Consider the following 16,816-nt stretch of genomic DNA (forward strand, 5'->3'; position numbering starts at 1 on the left):
GTAACGCGGCGGTACCGCCACGCTCACGCGCGCGCAGGCCGACGCGATGGTCGCGGCATTGCCGCCAAACCATTAGGCGCTTTCCTGCGTGTCGCCGGTGGCCAACGACGCCAGCATGCCCGCGGCCGCGCGTTGCCACGTGAAGTCCTCCGCGCGGCGCCTCGCGGAGCTGCGGCGGTGCTGCTCCGGCCGGCCGACGACGGTGCCGACCGCCCAGGCGATGGCAAATGGGTCGTTGTCGGCCAGGGCGCCGCTGTCGGCGGTGACGATCTCGGTCAGCGCCGACGTGCGCGACACCACGGCCGGGGTGCCGCACGCCAGCGATTCCAGCGCCGCCAGCCCGAACGTCTCGTGTGGCCCCGGCGCCAGCGTCACGTCGGCGGTGGCCAGCAGCCCCGCGACGGTGTGCCGGTCGTTGATGAAACCGGTGAAATCGATGGGAAGCCGAGCGGCCTGTCGTTCCAGCCTGGCCCGCAGCGGGCCCTCGCCCACGACGACCAGTCGAGCGTCGACGCCGCCGTGGCACAACGCGCCGAGTGCGTCGATGCTGCGGTCGACCCGCTTTTCCACCGACAGCCGGCCGCAGTGGACCAGCAGGATCTGTTCCGGTGTGGCCCAGCGCCGCCGCACCAGGTACGAGTGCCGGCGCGGATGAAACGTCTGCAGATCCACGCCGAGCGGGACGGTGACGGTGTTCGTCGCGCCGATCCGGTCGAATTCCTCCCGGGCGAAAGCCGTGGTGCACACCACGGTGTCGTAATTGGCGGCCGTGCGGGCGTTGGCGATGTCCGCGAACCTCTCGGCGGGTCGGCGCGGAAGTACCTGGCCCACAAGGCGATCCAGACGCTCGTGGGAGATCATCACCGTCTTGGCGCCGTATTCGCGGCCCCACGGCCCCAGTGATCTGAGGGTGAGCCGGTCGGAGACCTCCAAGGCGTCGGGTTTCAGCGCTTCCAGCAGCGCCTTGACGGGTCCCGGCATCACTGCCCGGTAGCCCCCGGTGAAGGGAATCAGCCTGGCGGGCATGGTGATTCGCACCACGCCGGTCGGCAACTGCGACCGTTGCGCATAGCGGCCGGGAACAATCAAGAACACCTCGTGGCCGTTGGCGCAGTATTCCGCGCCCAGCCGGTCCACCGCGGTGCGAAGGCCGCCGGAGCGAGGGCCATAGAAATTGGCGACCTGTGCGACACGCATACCGCGAGGACACGCGGTGCGCATGTGCAGTCACCGATGTGGAACCTACGCGTGCCTGAACAGTCCGTGAATTCCGCCGATTTCCGTGACGTTCTGCGTAACGGCGGGTTGCACGACTACGCGGCGTTGGCCGTTGCCGCGCTGGCGGGCGCCTGGTCGATGTTGGTCACCGATGCCTCCGACACGGGTACGGCGAAGGTGTGGGTTCTCACCGTTGATGACGTCTGGCGTGGCCGCAACCTGCTGCATTCCAAGTTGTCTCACGGCGGTCTTGAAACGCTGTTTGTCTCACGGACCGCTTCATTTCCTAGGGCCGCATTCTTGTTCGGCCGGTGGAGCATGTGCTGTTGGGTGACGTGGCGAGGGAGAAGCCGGCTGAGCAGTTGGGTCCTTACGCCTTGTGGATGGCCGGGGGACACCATCGGCCGTTGAGGACTTGGGGTTTGGGGGCGTAGAGCCGCATCGTAACTCCGAGCGGACCGCGGGGAGCGGGCAGCCAGTTTGCCTCGCGATCCGGGCCGGGGTTGGTGTGCTGTATGTAGAGGTCGAGAGATCCGTCGCCGTTGTAGGTCAGGCGGTCACGGTCGCCGATGGCGAAGCGGTTGAGTTCGTTGGCGGCCTGGAAGCCTTCGGCGTCGTACATCGTGATCGACCAGAATGCGAAGGCAGGTGGAAGTTCGTCGGCGTCGAAGTGCAGGACGTAGTCGTTGTCGCCGGTGATGGGTTGTCCGTGGCTGTCGGTGTTGAGCAGGGGGTAGACGGCGTCTTCGGCGGGGTTGGCGCCGAGTCCGACGAGCGCTACCGAAGCCCGTTTGAGGTAGTAGTTGCCGTACACGCCCATGGTTTCCGTGCTGATCGACCAGCCATTGACGCTGGCGCCAAACGTTGGAGCCGCAGCCAGCATGTCTTGGAAGGCGGCGGTGCGGCCAGCCTCGATCTCGGCATGCTGGGCGTCGGTGAAGCCGGTGGCGTCGAAGGCTTGGCCGTTGAAGATGCCGAGCTTGGCGATGCGGGCCAGGATCGAATGATCGGTGGGATGCGGTGGATTGACCGCCAACAGGTTAGCGGCGTAGCCAAAGAACTCGACCGCGCTCATCGCGTTGGCGACCCGCAGCGGCTCAGTCGTCGTGTCGTATTCGGGGTCGATCACAACCGTCGGTGGCTGTCCCACTGGCGTGATGGTGTAGCCGTTCTGAACCTTGTGTACCGCGTCGTAGTCGGCTGGCCCGTTCGTCTGGGTGCGCCCGATGATCCACACGAACGGCGTGGGCGCAGCGACGGCGGGTACATCGGCTGGCAGGTCGCCGGTGTAGCCGGGACCGGTAAGGACGAAGTCTTGGGCGCCGGTACCGGTGGTGCGCTTACCGGGGTTAAAGAACACGTCGGTCCACATGTCGAGCATCGACAGCATGTAGTAACGGTCATCAGTGTCGGGTGCGTGCACAGTGACCGGCCCGGCCGTCAGGTCGAGGAACGCCGAGGAGTACAGGGTGTCGAAGTTCGGCCGCACGACGACACGAAACTCTGCGTCCGGGAATGCCCGCATGTGGTGAAACTCGTTGGATGGCCCCCGTCCCGGCTTACTCCCCGCCGGGGTGTTGATGATCTGCAGCCGGGTGATGTCCATTAGGACCAGCGGGTAGAAATACAGGGCTGCTTCATGACTCAATGTCTGCAAATCGTCTGACAACGTGCTCACAAGGTCTCTTCTCTCGTCCTCCGGTGCCTGACCGGCGCGGCGAGGCCAAACCTAGACCCCCAACCTGTGGGTTGCGGGCAGAACTACCTGGACGCGCTCATCGGAGGCGCGCGCTTTGCTGGCGAATCAGGGATTGTGGCGGGTGCACGCAGGGCAACACATAGACCCAGCCGGAGCGTCGAAGTGCGCTGGCGTGCGGGTGGTTGACGGTGCAGGAGAATGAGTGTCTCACTGCCGCTTGCATTTTGAAGCCTGTTGGAGTCATTCGTAAGGTGCACCCAGCGATCAAAGACGCCTATACCCAGGCCACCGCAGCGGGGCTGCAACTAAACGGCGGCCGTCGGCTTTCCGCCTCAATTCACGGGATATCGCGTTGACCGCGACGACTTTCCCGGCGGTGGCAAACAAATTGGATGGTGACGGACCTATCCCGTGTCACCCGGTCTGGCGGCGGGCGAGAACCGCGGCAGTCTCCCGGTCGGCCGGCAGAAACGCCTCCAGCCGCAGCTCCGACACCGTGACATCCAACGCCGTGACGAACGTCGAGATCGTGGCCACCAGTCGCACGTCGCCGTCGGGGGAGCGCAGGTGCAGCGGCACGGCGAAGCCCAGCGATTCGACCGGTTGGCCGCCCGGCGCCGGCACGCCGTAGCTCTCGAGCTCCTCGATCAGCGCGTCGACGCGCGGGTGCGGGCCACGCTCGCGCAGGCCGTCCAGGATATGGCGTCGCCAATCGTCGAGGTTCACGATCCGCGCCGCCATGCCCTCGGGATGCAACGCGACGCGCAGCACGTTGACCGGCGCCTCGAGCAGCCATGCCGCCACCCCGTCGGTCAGCAGGCCGAACGCGCTGTTGGCGGCCACCAGTTCGCCGAATCCGTCCATCACCATCGCCGGATACGGCAGGTGGCCATCGAGGACATGCTGTAGCGCCTCCCGCACGGGTTCCAGCAGTGGCGCGTCCGGTGCTGACTCCGGGTGTGCGGGCGCGAAACCCGCCGCCGACAGCAGCGCGTTGCGTTGCCGCAGCGTCAGCCGCAGCGAGTCGGCCAGCCGGCTGACGATGTCGCGCCCCGGTGTCGATCGGCCCTGCTCCAAGAAGCTCAGGTGCCGTTGCGTGGTGCCGGCGTCGTTGGCCAGGTCGATCTGGCTGAGCCGGCGCCGGTTGCGCCATTCGCGCAGCGCCGCACCGAAGTCACCGGACGCCGAGATGGACATGCCACCAGTCAACCCATTCGCGGCGCTGGGCGCTATTCCCTGCCGGGAATTGCCGCGCATCATCGTGGGCGACACGATCGCGGCATGGATCAACCACTTCGCATCGGTGTCATCCCGCCCCTCGCCGCCGACCCGTGGGCCGGCGCCGACCTGCGCCGGCTCCTCGACTTCGCCCGCGCCGCCGAGGATCTCGGGTTCGACTCGCTATGGGCCAACGACTCGCTGATGCGGCCCCGCATCGAGGCGCTGACGTTTCTGTCGGCGGCGGCCGCGGTCACCGACCGCATCACCCTGGGTACCGCCGCCTTGCAGCCGGTGCTGCGCCGGCCGGTGCAGACCGCGCAGGTCCTCGCTTCCATCGACCGGCTGTCGGGCGGGCGGTTGGCGGTGGCGGTCGGCGCGGGGTTTCCGGGGCTGTCCGAGGTGGAGTACGCCGCCTCCGAGGTGCCATGGGCCCGACGGTTCGCCCGCCTCGACGACACCGTCGCATTGTGGCGCCAACTCTGGAACAGCAAGGAGCCCAGCTCGTTTCACGGCTCGGTGCTGCGCCTTGACGAGATCCCGGCCGGCATCCCGCCGTTCAATGCATCCGGTCCGCCGGTGTGGCTGGCCGCCGATACGCCCGGCGCCCGAGCCCGTGCCGGGCGGTTATACGACGGGTGGCTCCCGTACCCGCCGACGCCGCGAGGTTATGCATCGGGTCTGGCGGAGGTGCGCGGCGTAGCGTGTGGTGCCGGCCGCACGGCCGACGCCGTCACGCCGGCGTTGTTCGTCACCGTGCTGGTCACCGACGACGCCGATGGCGGGCGAGCGGCGCTGGACCACTTTGCCACCAACACATACGGTTTCGGCATCGACGCCGTCGAACAGATCCAGACGTACGCCGCGGGGACGCACGACGCCGTGGCCACCCGGTTGACGAGCTTCGTCGACGCCGGTGCGCGCCATCTGGTGTGCCGAGTCGGCGTCCTTGGTCCTGACGGGTTCATCGAGCAACTGGATCGGCTGCGGGCCGTCAAGGAGTCACTGGCGTGAGGGGGCGTCGGTCTCGGGAGGCAACACTTTTTGTCCGACTCTTAGCGACGACCCGAGTCGGTCAGCTCGACCTATTCGAAGGGGTCGTCGTGCAGGTGTGCGGCGAGATCGGTGTTGCGGCTGTAGTCCACCGGAACGTCGATCAGGGAGGGCCCTTCCTCGGCGAGCGCCTGGCGCAGGGTGGCACCGAACTCGTCCAGGGTGTTCACGCGATAGCCGCGGGCGCCGAAAGCCGCTGCGTAGCTAACGATGTCGTAGCCGGCTAGCCGAACGCCGGATTTGCGTTCGTATTTGAGGACTTCCTGGAAGCCGACCATGTCGTAGCTGTTGTCGCGGAAGATGATGTGGGTGAACGTCAGGCCCAGATCGCTCGCGGTCGCGAGTTCTTGGGCGGAGAACAGGAATCCGCCGTCCCCGGAGACGGACACTACGGGGGTGCCCGGTCGCACCAGGCACGCCGCCATGGCCCACGGCAGAGCCACGCCCAGGGTTTGTTGCCCGTTGGAAAACAGCAGCCGCCTGGGCTCGTACACCCGGAAGTGCCGCGCCATGTAGATGTAGACCGAGCCCACATCGCACGCGATGGTGGCGGTGTCGTCGAGTTCTTCGCGCAGCCGCAGCACGACGGCGACCGGGTTGAGCCCGGGCCCTGTCGGCGCGTCGTTGCACGCTGCGATGTCTATGTCCGCCAACGCCTTTCGTTGCGTGCCGATCTGCGCCTGGTATTCCTCGGTGAGGGTGAGGTCGGGCAGGTTGTCGGTCAGGGCGCTGAGCGTGGCCGCGATGTTGCCGAGCAGTTCGAGGGTTGGCTGATAGTGGTTGTCGATGTCGGCGGGGACCGAGTCGATGTGTACCACGGTGCGCTTGACGTCGTTGTTCCACTGCGCCGGGTCGTATTCGACCGCGTCGTAGCCGACGGTGAGCAGGACGTCGGCGTGGTCGAGGATGACATCGCCCGGCTGATTGCGGAATAGCCCGACCCGGCCCAGGAAGCGGTCCTCCAGCTCGCGGGAGATCACCCCGGCGGCCTGAAACGTTTCCACCACCGGCAATCCCGTCGCGGCCACCAGGGCCCGCAGCGCCCGGCAGCTGTCCGGGTCGGCGCCGCGGATACCCACCAGCAGCGCTGGCCGGCGCGCGGCGCGGATCAGCTCGCTCGCCTCGCCGACCGCGGCCGCCGGCGCGGCCCCCAGCGGCGGGATTGACTGTCGCGCCGTGATGCCCGCCGTCGTGGGGGCGGACAAGACGTCGGCGGGTAGCACCACGGCGGCCGCCCCACGCGGCACGCCGGCCGCAGCGCGAAACGCGGCAATGGTGGTCTCGGCGACGTTGTCGGGGTCGCTGACCTCGCCGGTGAACTTGGTGACCGTCCGAAGGAGCGAGGCGGCATCCATCGTCTGATGGGTGCGCTTGAGCCGGTCCTCCCGGCGCACCGCACCACACAGCGCGACCACCGGGTCTTGTTCGGTGTTCGCGGTGAGCAGGCCGGTGGCCAGGTTGGCGGTTCCGGGACCCGACGTCACCAGGACCACGCCCGGGGTGCCGGTGAGGCGACCGATCGCCCCGGCCATGAACGCGGCGTTCTGCTCGTGGCGGCACACCACCAGCTGCGGACCGGAATCAACCAAGGCGTCGTAGACGGCGTCGATCTTGGCGCCGGGCACCCCGAAGACGTACTCGACGCCCTGAGTGGACAAGACGTCGACGACCTTTTGGGCGCTGCGCACCGATTCACCGGGGCTCGAGGACATGGCTGCCAGCTTTCCAGGCCGACGCGGCGGGAGCGACCCGGCCCTTGACCATCCAATATATATAAGGTGTATGGTCTGAGGGGTGACGATCGAGGGCGTTCGACCGATTGAACTCAATGACGAATTGTCGCGGCGGGCCTTGAAGCTGGTGCTGGACAAGACCACCGACATGGCCGCGCGGGTGTTGCGGGTGCCGTTGCACTACTACCGCGACGCCAAGATCACCGACGTCGAGGAATCGCAGATCCTGCGGCGCACGCCGCTGGCGATTCTGCCCAGCGTGCAGATCCCGAACCCGAACGACTTCGAAGTCCGTTCAGTCCTGGGCAGTTCGTTGCTGGTGACCCGGGACCGCTCGGGCGTCAGCCATGTGTTCTTGAACTATTGCCGGCACCGCGGCGCCATGCCCGCCTGCGGAGCGGGCAATGCCTCACACTTCACTTGCCCCTACCACGCGTGGACGTACAAGAACACGGGCGAATTGTTCAGGATGCCCGGCAAATCCGGATTCACCGACGTCGACACCGGCGACTACGGCCTTGTCGAGTTGCCCAGCCAGGAGGCCTATGGCTTCATCTGGGCGGTGCTCAGCGTCGACGGCTCCATCGACGTCGACGCGCATCTGGGCCCGGTGCGGACGCAGTTGGCCGAACTCGATTACGGGTCATTCGGGTATCACACCCATCGCGAGTTCATATCCGACGTGTCATGGAAGGGCGCCCTCGAGGCGTTTGCCGAGGGATACCACTTCCCATTCGTCCACGGCGACAGCCTGATTGGGCAGAACGCGCTGCCGAACGTGGCGATCTACGACGAGTACGGCAGGCATCACCGGCTGGGATTTCCGTTCAACTGGATCACCAGCCTCGACGCAGACCCCAGCGGTTCGTGGGACGTGCGCGACAACATGGGCCTGATTTACTGGATCTACCCGAACCTGATCCTGGCCAACAGCAACGTCGGCGTGGAGGTCATCGACATCCTGCCCGCCGGTGCTCCCACCCGCTGCACCGTGCGCCACAGCTGGCTGGCGCGATTCCCGGCCACCAGCGATGAACAGCGAACCGTCTACGACGCCATCTACGACGCCGTGCACGCGGCGGTACGCGACGAGGACTTCGCGATGCTGCCCCAATGCGGGGAAGGGGTACGCCAGGGCCAGCACGACCATATGGTCATCGGCCGCAACGAAATTGGCGTGCAACACATGATCAAGGTGTTCGCCGGGGAACTGGGCGTCGCGTTGGGCTAGGTTGGCTAAATGCGCAGACATGGCTGGTCGGGTGCGTTGCCGTCGAGCGACGACGAGGCCATCGGCCGGATCATCGCGGCGGCAACCCGGGCCATCGACCGGTCGGGCCGCGATATCCGGATCAGCGATATCGCGCGGGACTTAGGGATTACCCGCCAAACCGTGTATCGGTATTTCCCGAGTCTCGATGCGTTGCTGGCCGCGACGGCGCTGTCCCAAGTGGGCGCCTATCTGGACCGGCTCGCCGCGCACCTGGACCCGATACACGATCCCGCCGAAGCCGTGGTCGAGGGCATCGCACGCACGCTCGAACAGCTTCCCGAAGACAAGTACCTGGGGCTGCTCCTGGCTCCAGACCAGGCGGCGTCGCATTCGGCGAGCGTGACCTCCGATGTCGCCCTCGCCCTTGGGCGTTCCATCATCGACCGCTTCAACGTGGACTGGGATAGCGCCGGCATCACCGACGACAGGCGCGACGGCCTCGTGGAATTCATGCTGCGGATCCTGCAATCGTTCATCGTCGACCCGGGACGGCCGCCGCGGACCGGGGCCGAACTGCGCGACTATCTGCGCCAGTGGGTGGCTCCGGCGATCACCCACTATCGACCGATCGCCCAAACGCGCTAGGCGCTCGACGCGGGCCCGAACCAGCGCCGCAGCGCTTCTTGCAAACCCGCGTCCTCGGCCGGCCCGAAGGTGTGCGCCGCCCACGCGACGTATCCGTCGGGCCGGATCAGCAGCGCCGCGGCGGGCCGGTCGGCGATCGTTGCCTCGATCAGGTCGACACGATCGGCCCACCCGCGCGCCGCGTCCCCGATGCCGCCGCCGAGATCGAGCAGGACCGGGCGAGCATCGTGGAGCAGCTCTTCGACCCGTCTGCCGTCGTCAAGGGTCAGCGCGGGCACGGGCCACCCCGACAGCGGGTGGTCGTCGCCCACGTCGTATCTCACGTCGTTGCCGGCCAGCAGCGCCGCCATGTGCTTGGCAACGTCGGGAAGGCTGAAGAGCTCGCCCAACAGCGTTCGTAGCGCGGCGACTTCGGGTCCCGGCGCGACGAGCGCGGTCTGGGCCTGCGAGTGCATCATGACCCGCTCGCCCACGGGGTGGCGCTCGGACTCGTAGGTGTCGAGCAACGCCGAAGGCGTCTGGCCCTTGACGTGGGCGGCGAGCTTCCAGCCCAGGTTCATGGCGTCCTGCAGGCCGAGGTTCAGGCCGGGACCGCCCATCGCGCTGTGCACGTGGGCGGCGTCGCCGAGCAGCAGCACCCGCCCGTCGCGGTAGTGTTCGGCGTGGCGGGTGTTCTGCCCGTTGATACGGCGAAGGGCATGCGGCCCAGGTCCTTTCGGCTCTTCAAAGGGAACGTCGACGCCGAGGATGCGGCGAGCGCTCTCACGCAGCTCGCCCAGGCTCATCGGTTCGTCTTCGACGGCAGGCTCGAATTCGATGGTGCCCAACAGCGACCGGCCCGGCTCGAACTCCGCGTACACCACCAGGCCGCGATCCAGCCGGTTGTGGCCGAACGGGAGGCGGCCGTATCCCGGGACGTCGATGCCCCCGTCGGGGCGGCGGAGCTCGTCGGGGATGTGCACGTGGGCCAGTCGAGCCACGCTGTCCAAGGTGGTGCCGGGAAAGTCGATGCCCACGCTCTTGCGGACCAGGCTGTGCCCGCCGTCCGCGCCCACCAGGTATCCGGCGCTGATGCCGTAGTCACGTTCCGGCGAAGACACCGACAGGGCAACGGATTCCGGCTCTTGTCCCAGGCCGACGAGCTCGTGTCCCCAGCGCAGGTCCACCCCCAGATCGCGAGCCCGCTTCTCCAGCAGCCGCACCAGTTGGGGCTGGGGAATCATCATCGCGTACATCGGGTTGTCGGGCACGCCGAGGAAGTTCAGCGTCATGCCCGCGAAGATCCACCCGTAGGAGGGCCGGGGCGGGTCGTCGTCCCCGGTGAACGCCTGGTACAGGCCGCGCATGTCCAGCATCCGAACCACCTGCCCGACAAGGCCATTCGCCTTCGGTTCGGGGCTGGGCCCGGGCAAGCCGTCGAGGACGATGGGCCTGACGCCGGCCAGTGCGAGTTCGCAGGCCAGCATCAGCCCGTTGGGCCCGGCGCCGGAGATGACGATGTCGGCCTGCTCAGCGTCATTTTTTAAAGCCATTGCGTTACATCCTTGCGTTTGGTGGGCTCGGGCAGCCCCGCGCTGACCGTGGCGAAGCCCTCGCGGACTAGTTCGGTGATGGCTACGGGCGGTTCCGCGCGCACGTAGGCTTCTGCCGCCGCATCGCCGACGGCGCGCACGACGGCCACCACCAGCCGCGGGTAGAGGTCGTGTTCCGGGTCGGTGCCGGTGCGTTCGGCGACCGCTTCGGTCCACTCGTCAAACAGCCGCTGCGGCAGGGCGTTACGCACCTGCGGGTTCATCAGCAGCTTGCGGACCTCGACGAGTTCCTGCCGGGTGGGCACCCGGTTCTCGTCGCCGTATACATCGCCGAAGTCGGCCTCGAGGGCTTCAAGCACGACCTGGGTGATCGACGTCCACAGCGGCTCGTCGGCGGGGCGGTGCTTGAGGGCCTCGACGCTGCGGTGCATGCGCTCGGTCTGCCGGTAGGCCAGCGCCTCGTACTTGCCGTTGAAGTAGTTGTTGAAGGTGCGCAGCGAAACCCCGGCCACGTTGGCGATCTCGTCGCGCGTCACGTTTTCCAGGCCGCGTTCGAACGCCAGGTTCAGCGCGGCATCGCTGAGCGCGCGCCGGGTGTCGGCTTTTTTGCGCTCGCGCAGTCCGGGCGGCTGGTCGGTCATGGCCGCCACCCTACCGCGAAACCTGCACGGTGGGCAATATTGCCTGGCGGGAAAACTTTAGCGCTTGCCCCAGTCCCAGCGCGGCGTCGTCAGCAGGCCCTGGCCGGTGATGCGCGTCTCCCCGCAGTCCTTGTACAGCTCGATCTCGACCGCCGCGTCGCGGGCGGCCTCGAGCAGCGCGCGGGAATGGGTGACCACCACGACCTGGGTCTGTTCGGCGGCGGCGCGGATCAGCGACGCGAGCGGTCGCACCAGCTCTGGATGCAACGAGGTTTCGGGTTCGTTGAGCACCATCAGCGACGGCGCCTGCGGGCTCAGCAGCGCGGCCGCCCAAAGCAGGAAACGCAGTGTGCCGTCGGACAATTCGGCCGAGCGCAACGGCCTCAGCATGCCGCGCTGCTTCAGCTGCAGGTCGAACACGCCGTCGTGCACGGCGACGGAGACCGTCGCGCCGTCGAACGCGTCGGCGACGGTACGGCTCAGGTCGTCGAAGCCCGCCTCGATGATCGTCTGGATCGCCGCGGCCAGATCATGGCCGTCGTCCGAAAGCACCGGGGTGCGGGTGCCGACCTGCGGGTGCCGCGCGGGCGCCCCGGCATCGACACGGAAGCCGTCGTAGAAGCGCCAGCCGCGCAGCCGTTCGCGCACCGCCGCGAGTTCGGGAAGCGCCTGCGGGTGGGCGTATTCCGCGAGCACGCTGCGGTACGACGGCAGCGACCGGGACAGCTCGTCGAAGCCGCGGCCCGACTCCGAGCTGACCTCGGCGAAATCGCGCGTCCGCCGCACCAGCGTGCTGGCGGCGCGCAGCACCGGGCCGGCGAACACCGCCTCACGCTTGATCTCCGGGTCGCGGGCGAAGGCCGATCCGATCCCGGCCATCTGCGGCATCCCGAGGTCGACGAGATAACCGAAATCGTCCGCCGCGAAACCCAACTCGAGCGAGACGGGCCGGGTGCGAACCGTGCCCTCGGTCTTGCCGGTGCGCCGGGCGCCGGCGAGCTGCTCGGGCCCGGCCCACAGCACCGACTGCAGGCCGCCCTCGCGGGCCAGCGAGCCGATCACCTCGCCGCGGCCGCAGTCGGCCAGCAGCCGCAGCGCGCGGTACAGCGACGACTTCCCGGCGCCGTTGGCCCCGGTCACGATCGACAGCCGGCCCAGCGGCACGATCACCTCGCGCAGCGAGCGGTACCCGCGGATGGCGACCGTCTGCAACATCTTGTGGCTCAGTCACTTTCGACGGCGTTGAGGAGCTGCACTTCCTCGAGGTCCATTTGTTCTTGCAGCTCGCGCAGCACGATGTCGTCGATCAGGTTCTGGTTTCGCAGCGCGGTGATCTCCCGGCGCTTGTGTTCGAGCACGCCCAGGCGGACCCGTCGAACCAGCTCCTTGCGTTTGACCAGGTGGCTGTTCGCCGCACCGTCTTCGGTGGCGAGGACCACCGCGGCCTTGTCTTCGAATTCTTTCTGCAGCTTCTTCCGCAGGTCGTCGCTGATGCCGACCTCGGCGGCGACCACCGGCAACGCGTCGAGGACCGCTTGAGAACCCCGTTTACGGGCCAGTTCCAGCTCTTCGGCATAGGCGACGTCGTCGGGCAGGCGGGCCCAGCGCACCACGGCGGGCAGCGTGCTGCCTTGGACCAGGACGGTGATGAGGATGACGAAAGTCACGATGAAGACGAGCAGATTGCGGTCCGGGAACGGTGCGCCGCTGAGCGTGGTCGCCGGGACGGCCAGCGCCGCGGCGAGCGAAACGGCTCCGCGGAATCCCGCCCAGGCCACGACGACACGTTGGCGCCAGGGGGCGCGACGTTCCCGCTGCGCCGCGCGGCGGTCGATGGCACGGATCAACCAGGTGGTGATTTCGCCCCACACGATCCGGCTCCCGATCACCACACCGGTCACGGCCAGGGCGATGTAGGTGGCGTGGCGCAGGCCACCGTCGACTCCTGCGATGCCGCGCAGCGCGTTCGGGATCTGCACCCCGACGAACACCCACAATGAGCCGTTGAGAAGGAAGGTCGCGATGTCCCAGAACCCGTAGGCCTTCAGGCGGGAACGCGCGCGGATTACCACCGGCCCGGAGTAGGCGAGCACCAGCGCGGACACCATGACCGCGACCACGCCGCTGCAGTCCATCGCCTGGGCCAACAAGAACGCCGCGAACGGCGTCAGCAGGCTCATGGCTCCTTCCTCTTGCGGCGCGTCGATTCGCTTGCGCACCAGGGTCGCCAATCCGCCGACCAGCAGTCCGGCGGCGATGCCGCCGAGGTAGGAGCCGATGAAACGGGCGGTCAAGTCGAGCGGTGTGATCGCGGCCCCGCCAACCGCGACGTGGACACTCACCGCGAACAGGACCAACGCGGTGCCGTCGTTGATGAGGCTCTCGGCCTTCAGCACGGTGAGCTGCCGGCGGGGCAACTTTTTCGCCAGGCCGGCCACGGCGGCGGCGTCGGTGGGGGAGAGCACGGCACCCAGGACGGACGCCGCGTGCGATTCCATGCCAAGCGAGCGCGCCGTCCACGACACCGCCACCGCGGTGGCGATCACCAGGGCCACGCTGAGAACGACGATGATGCGCGCGTTCGCCCGCATCTCGCGAAAGCTGGTGTTCAGGCCCTCCCAGTAGAGGATCGCGGGCAGGAACAGCAGCAGCACGACCTGGCCGTCAATGCGGACATGGCCGAACTGGGGGATCAGGCCCAGCAGCGCCCCGAGCACGATGAGCAGCACGGGCGGCCCAACGCGATAGCGCCGGCCGACGACCGTCCCCACAATGACGGTGGAGACGAGCGCAACGATGAGGACGAGGCCAAACACCTGCCCATCCTGCCGGACCGGCCCGGTTTGCGCGGCGTGGGGCTCGCGTGGTTAGCGCCGTCCGGGGGGACTAGGCGAGTCTGAAAAGCGCTAGCGGATGCGCTATCACTTCAGCCGCAGTCGCCGTAGCAGCAGTCGCAGCCCTCGCAGCAGCACCAGCTGGGGCGACGGCGAACATTCCACCCAGCAGCAATCGCGCCGCGAACATCGTCATTTGCGGATCCTGGGCACCGGCGTGGCAGTCTGGCAGCGTGAGCGATGTCGCCGCGGATTTCGAGGCACAGCGGACGCGCCTGTTCTGGCTGGCTTACCGCCTGCTGGGCTCGGCGAGCGAGGCGGAAGACGCGGTGCAGGACGCCTACCTGCGCCTGCACGGCGCGGATCTGGACGCCATCGAGTCGCTGCCGGCCTGGCTCACCAAGGTCATCACCAACCTGTGCCTCAACCGGCTCACGTCGGCCCGCGCCCGTCGCGAGGTCTATCCCGGCCCGTGGCTGCCGGAGCCGGTGCTCACCGACGACCGGACACTGGGCCCGTTGGAAACCGCCGAACAACGCGAGTCGGTGTCGATCGCGCTGCTGAGCCTGATGGAGCGACTCGGCCCGACCGAGCGTGCGGCGTTCGTCCTGCGAGAGGCGTTCTCCTACAGTCACTTCGAGATCGCCGAGATCCTCGAGACGTCGGAAGCCAACGTCCGCCAACTGTACCGGCGCGCGAGGCAGCGACTGGGTGAGCCCCGGCAGCGTTTCCAACCCGATCCGAAGCAGTGGCGTCGCCTCGTCGACCGATTCTTTACCGCCGCGGGCGCCGGTGACGTGGCCGGGCTCGTCGAACTGCTGACCGCCGATGCGACCTCCACGGCCGATGGCGGCGGCAAGGTGGCGGCCGCCCGGCGCCCCATCGAGGGCCGCGACCGCATGGCGCGCTACGTGGCGGGCGTGTTCAGCAGGAACGTGCCGCCGCTGGATCTGCATCTGGACGTCGCCCAGGTCAACGGCGAGCCGGCAATGCTGGCCTTCGACGGCGACAGGCTGGCCGGTGTCCTGTGCTTCGAGGTCGAGGGCGACCGGATAGCGGCCCTGCGCGTCATGGCCAATCCCGACAAATTGCGGTTCATCGCCGGCCAGTTGTCACATCCCGCGGGCCTGCCCGGTCCGTAATGGTGTGACGAAGCGATTTCTCGTAACCGGGGGGACCGGCACCGTAGGGAGCGTCGTTGTCGAGCACCTGACGACGGCGGGCAACGACGTGCGCGTCCTGAGCCGCGGACGGCGCCGCCAGCATCGCCCCGATGTCCAGCATGTCGTCGGGGACGTGCGAACCGGTGACGGGCTCGACGCGGCCGTCGACGGCGTCGACACAATCGTGCACTGCGTCTATCCCGCCCAACACCTGGTCGCGGCCGCGAAACGAGCAGGCTCACCGCACCTGGTGTACGTCTCCATCGTGGGAATCGACCGCATCCCGTTCGGCTTCTACCGCAAAATTCTCGCCAACGAGCGCCTGATCGCCGGGTCGGGCCTGCCATGGACGGTGCTGCGGGCGACCCAGTTTCACGATCTGGTCGCCGTGATCTTGCGCATGCTCGCCAAACCGCCGGTAATGGCGGTGCCGTCGGTGAGCGATCAACCGGTCGACGTGCGCGAGGTGGGCGAGCGGCTGGCCCGCCTGGCCCTCAGCGAACCGGTCGGGCGGGCGCCGGATTTCGGCGGCCCGCAGGTACGCGCATTCGACGACCTCGCCCGCAGCTACCTGTCGATCGTCGGCAGGCGCCGACCGATCGCGCCGATTCGGTTGCCGGGCAAGGCATTTCGCGGATTTCGCTCCGGCGGGCATCTGGCCCCGGATCACGCGGCCGGCACCATCACCTTCGAGCGGTACCTCCGCGAGCAGCTCGAGGCCGGCCGACTGCCCTACGGCGACGCCATCCGCGATTACCTGAGGCCTCGCAAGGAGTCCCCATGAACCCGCGGCTGACGAACCCCGCCCTTCGCGCCGGACTGTGGTTTCTGGCATTCGTGGAGGTCGCGGTCGGGGTCGTCGCAACGTTGGCGCCTCGGGCCTTTTACGACTACGTCCCCTGGGTTGACCTCCTGCCCCCGTACTCCGAGCACCTCATGCGCGACGTCGGCGCATTGAGCCTGTCGCTTGCGCTAGTCCTCGTTGTCGCCGCCACCACGATGGAAACCCGCATGGTCCGGGTCGGGCTGGGCGCTTACCTGTTGTTTGCCGTACCGCATCTGATTTTTCACACGGCGCATCTAGAAAACTTCACGACGGAGGCTGCCGTCGCCCAAACGGCAATTCTCGCCATTGCGGTGCTGCTGCCGGCGGCACTGCTGTTCCTCACCGGGCGGCGAGTCAGCAACTAGGATCGAGCTGTTTGGTAGACAGGGGGCGAGGCGGCGTAACGCCGCCCGAGTGAGTCGACCGGACGTTGACGGGACTGCCGAGGCCGCGCGGTTTCCCGTGATAACGGCTCGCCACTTGCACCGATCATGCATCCAACCGTCGGAACACCAGTCCGATGAACGTTGGTCGATTATTCTGCAGCGGCCGTGTTGCGGAAGGAGTTGAAGGGGTGTTCTGGTGAAGGTCAGGGTGGTGCTGGCAGTCGGCATGCTCGTAACATCGACGGCCATGGGCTGCACGTTCGCGTCCCGGAACCCGCCGAACAGCCAGACGCTCCAGGTCCCGATGGACGACGTTCTCAAGCAGAACACCATCACACAGAACATCACGCTGGCCGTCGGCAACACCTTGACGGTGAAGCTGGGCTCGAATTACTCGACGCCGTATCGGTGGAAGGCCGACACGAAGATCGGCGACTCGACGATCGTCAAGCAGACCGGTCACAGATACGTGCACCCGACCACCGATGCGCTGGGCGCGCCCGGCAGTGAGGAGTGGACGTTCTCGGTGCTGAAGCCCGGAAGGACGACGATCACCACGTCCTACGCCAGCATCGTGGGCAAGGACAACAAACCGGTGTGCACGTACACGGCCAACGTGACGGTGCAGTAAAACCCTGCGCGCCTGCGCCGCGTC

15 protein-coding genes are annotated in these 16,816 nt (G+C 67.6%); 7 read left to right on the forward strand and 8 right to left on the reverse strand.

Going from position 1 to position 16,816, the window contains the following annotated elements; translation table 11 throughout:
* Positions 1–72 precede the first annotated feature (72 nt).
* From A5764_RS24915 to A5764_RS24925, 3 genes are all read right to left on the reverse strand, one after another.
* Complete coding sequence (locus A5764_RS24915) at positions 73–1,197, reverse strand: glycosyltransferase (RefSeq protein ID WP_067118756.1); 1,125 nt, start codon at positions 1,195–1,197, stop codon at positions 73–75.
* Positions 1,198–1,588: 391 nt separating this feature from the next.
* Positions 1,589–2,896, reverse strand: coding sequence for a DUF1254 domain-containing protein (locus A5764_RS24920; protein WP_067118759.1), 1,308 nt, complete (start codon positions 2,894–2,896; stop codon positions 1,589–1,591).
* Between the two features lie 435 nt (positions 2,897–3,331).
* A complete protein-coding gene (locus A5764_RS24925) occupies positions 3,332–4,114 on the reverse strand; it encodes a helix-turn-helix domain-containing protein (protein ID WP_067118976.1) in 783 nt (260 codons plus the stop codon).
* A gap of 84 nt (positions 4,115–4,198) precedes the next feature.
* Here A5764_RS24925 and A5764_RS24930 point away from each other — a divergent pair, with 84 nt between their 5' ends.
* Entirely contained in the window at positions 4,199–5,149 is a 951-nt protein-coding gene (locus A5764_RS24930; protein WP_082951896.1) for an LLM class flavin-dependent oxidoreductase, read from the forward strand.
* 71 nt (positions 5,150–5,220) lie between these two features.
* On the opposite strand, the gene alsS is transcribed toward A5764_RS24930, so the two are convergent.
* On the reverse strand, positions 5,221–6,900 hold the full coding sequence (gene alsS, locus A5764_RS24935; RefSeq protein WP_067118762.1) for an acetolactate synthase AlsS: 1,680 nt from the start codon (positions 6,898–6,900) through the stop codon (positions 5,221–5,223).
* Between the two features lie 88 nt (positions 6,901–6,988).
* On the opposite strand from alsS, the gene A5764_RS24940 reads away from it, so the two are divergent.
* On the forward strand, positions 6,989–8,152 hold the full coding sequence (locus A5764_RS24940) for an SRPBCC family protein (protein ID WP_369807368.1): 1,164 nt from the start codon (positions 6,989–6,991) through the stop codon (positions 8,150–8,152).
* A gap of 9 nt (positions 8,153–8,161) precedes the next feature.
* Positions 8,162–8,779 carry a TetR/AcrR family transcriptional regulator gene (locus tag A5764_RS24945; RefSeq protein WP_067118768.1) on the forward strand — a complete coding sequence of 206 codons (618 nt, stop codon included), beginning with the start codon at positions 8,162–8,164 and terminating at the stop codon, positions 8,777–8,779.
* On the opposite strand, the gene A5764_RS24950 is transcribed toward A5764_RS24945, so the two are convergent.
* From A5764_RS24950 to A5764_RS24965, 4 genes are read right to left on the reverse strand one after another with little or no spacing between them, the layout of a single operon-like run.
* A complete protein-coding gene (locus tag A5764_RS24950) occupies positions 8,776–10,311 on the reverse strand; it encodes an FAD-dependent monooxygenase (protein ID WP_067118771.1) in 1,536 nt (511 codons plus the stop codon). The genes A5764_RS24945 and A5764_RS24950 overlap by 4 nt on opposite strands.
* Positions 10,302–10,952, reverse strand: a complete 651-nt coding sequence (locus A5764_RS24955) for a TetR/AcrR family transcriptional regulator (protein ID WP_067118982.1) — start codon at positions 10,950–10,952, stop codon at positions 10,302–10,304. The genes A5764_RS24950 and A5764_RS24955 overlap by 10 nt, the downstream gene beginning before the upstream one ends.
* A 57-nt stretch (positions 10,953–11,009) precedes the next feature.
* Positions 11,010–12,167, reverse strand: coding sequence for an AAA family ATPase (locus A5764_RS24960; protein ID WP_067118774.1), 1,158 nt, complete (start codon positions 12,165–12,167; stop codon positions 11,010–11,012).
* Between the two features lie 8 nt (positions 12,168–12,175).
* Positions 12,176–13,768: a Na+/H+ antiporter gene (locus A5764_RS24965; protein WP_067118776.1), complete on the reverse strand. Its 1,593-nt coding sequence runs from the start codon at positions 13,766–13,768 to the stop codon at positions 12,176–12,178.
* A gap of 251 nt (positions 13,769–14,019) precedes the next feature.
* Between A5764_RS24965 and A5764_RS24970 the strand changes: the two genes are divergently transcribed.
* The 4 genes from A5764_RS24970 (at position 14,020) to A5764_RS24985 (ending at position 16,792) form a co-directional block, all read left to right on the forward strand.
* On the forward strand, positions 14,020–14,928 hold the full coding sequence (locus A5764_RS24970) for an RNA polymerase sigma-70 factor (protein ID WP_067118779.1): 909 nt from the start codon (positions 14,020–14,022) through the stop codon (positions 14,926–14,928).
* A 4-nt stretch (positions 14,929–14,932) separates the two neighbouring features.
* Entirely contained in the window at positions 14,933–15,733 is an 801-nt protein-coding gene (locus tag A5764_RS24975) for an SDR family oxidoreductase (RefSeq protein WP_067118783.1), read from the forward strand.
* Positions 15,730–16,140, forward strand: a complete 411-nt coding sequence (locus A5764_RS24980) for a hypothetical protein (protein ID WP_231989815.1) — start codon at positions 15,730–15,732, stop codon at positions 16,138–16,140. The genes A5764_RS24975 and A5764_RS24980 overlap by 4 nt, the downstream gene beginning before the upstream one ends.
* Before the next feature lie 217 nt (positions 16,141–16,357).
* Positions 16,358–16,792, forward strand: coding sequence for a protease inhibitor I42 family protein (locus A5764_RS24985; RefSeq protein ID WP_067118786.1), 435 nt, complete (start codon positions 16,358–16,360; stop codon positions 16,790–16,792).
* Positions 16,793–16,816 lie beyond the last annotated feature (24 nt).

It is taken from the genome of Mycobacterium sp. 852002-51057_SCH5723018 (assembly GCF_001667035.1).
Lineage (GTDB): Bacteria > Actinomycetota > Actinomycetes > Mycobacteriales > Mycobacteriaceae > Mycobacterium.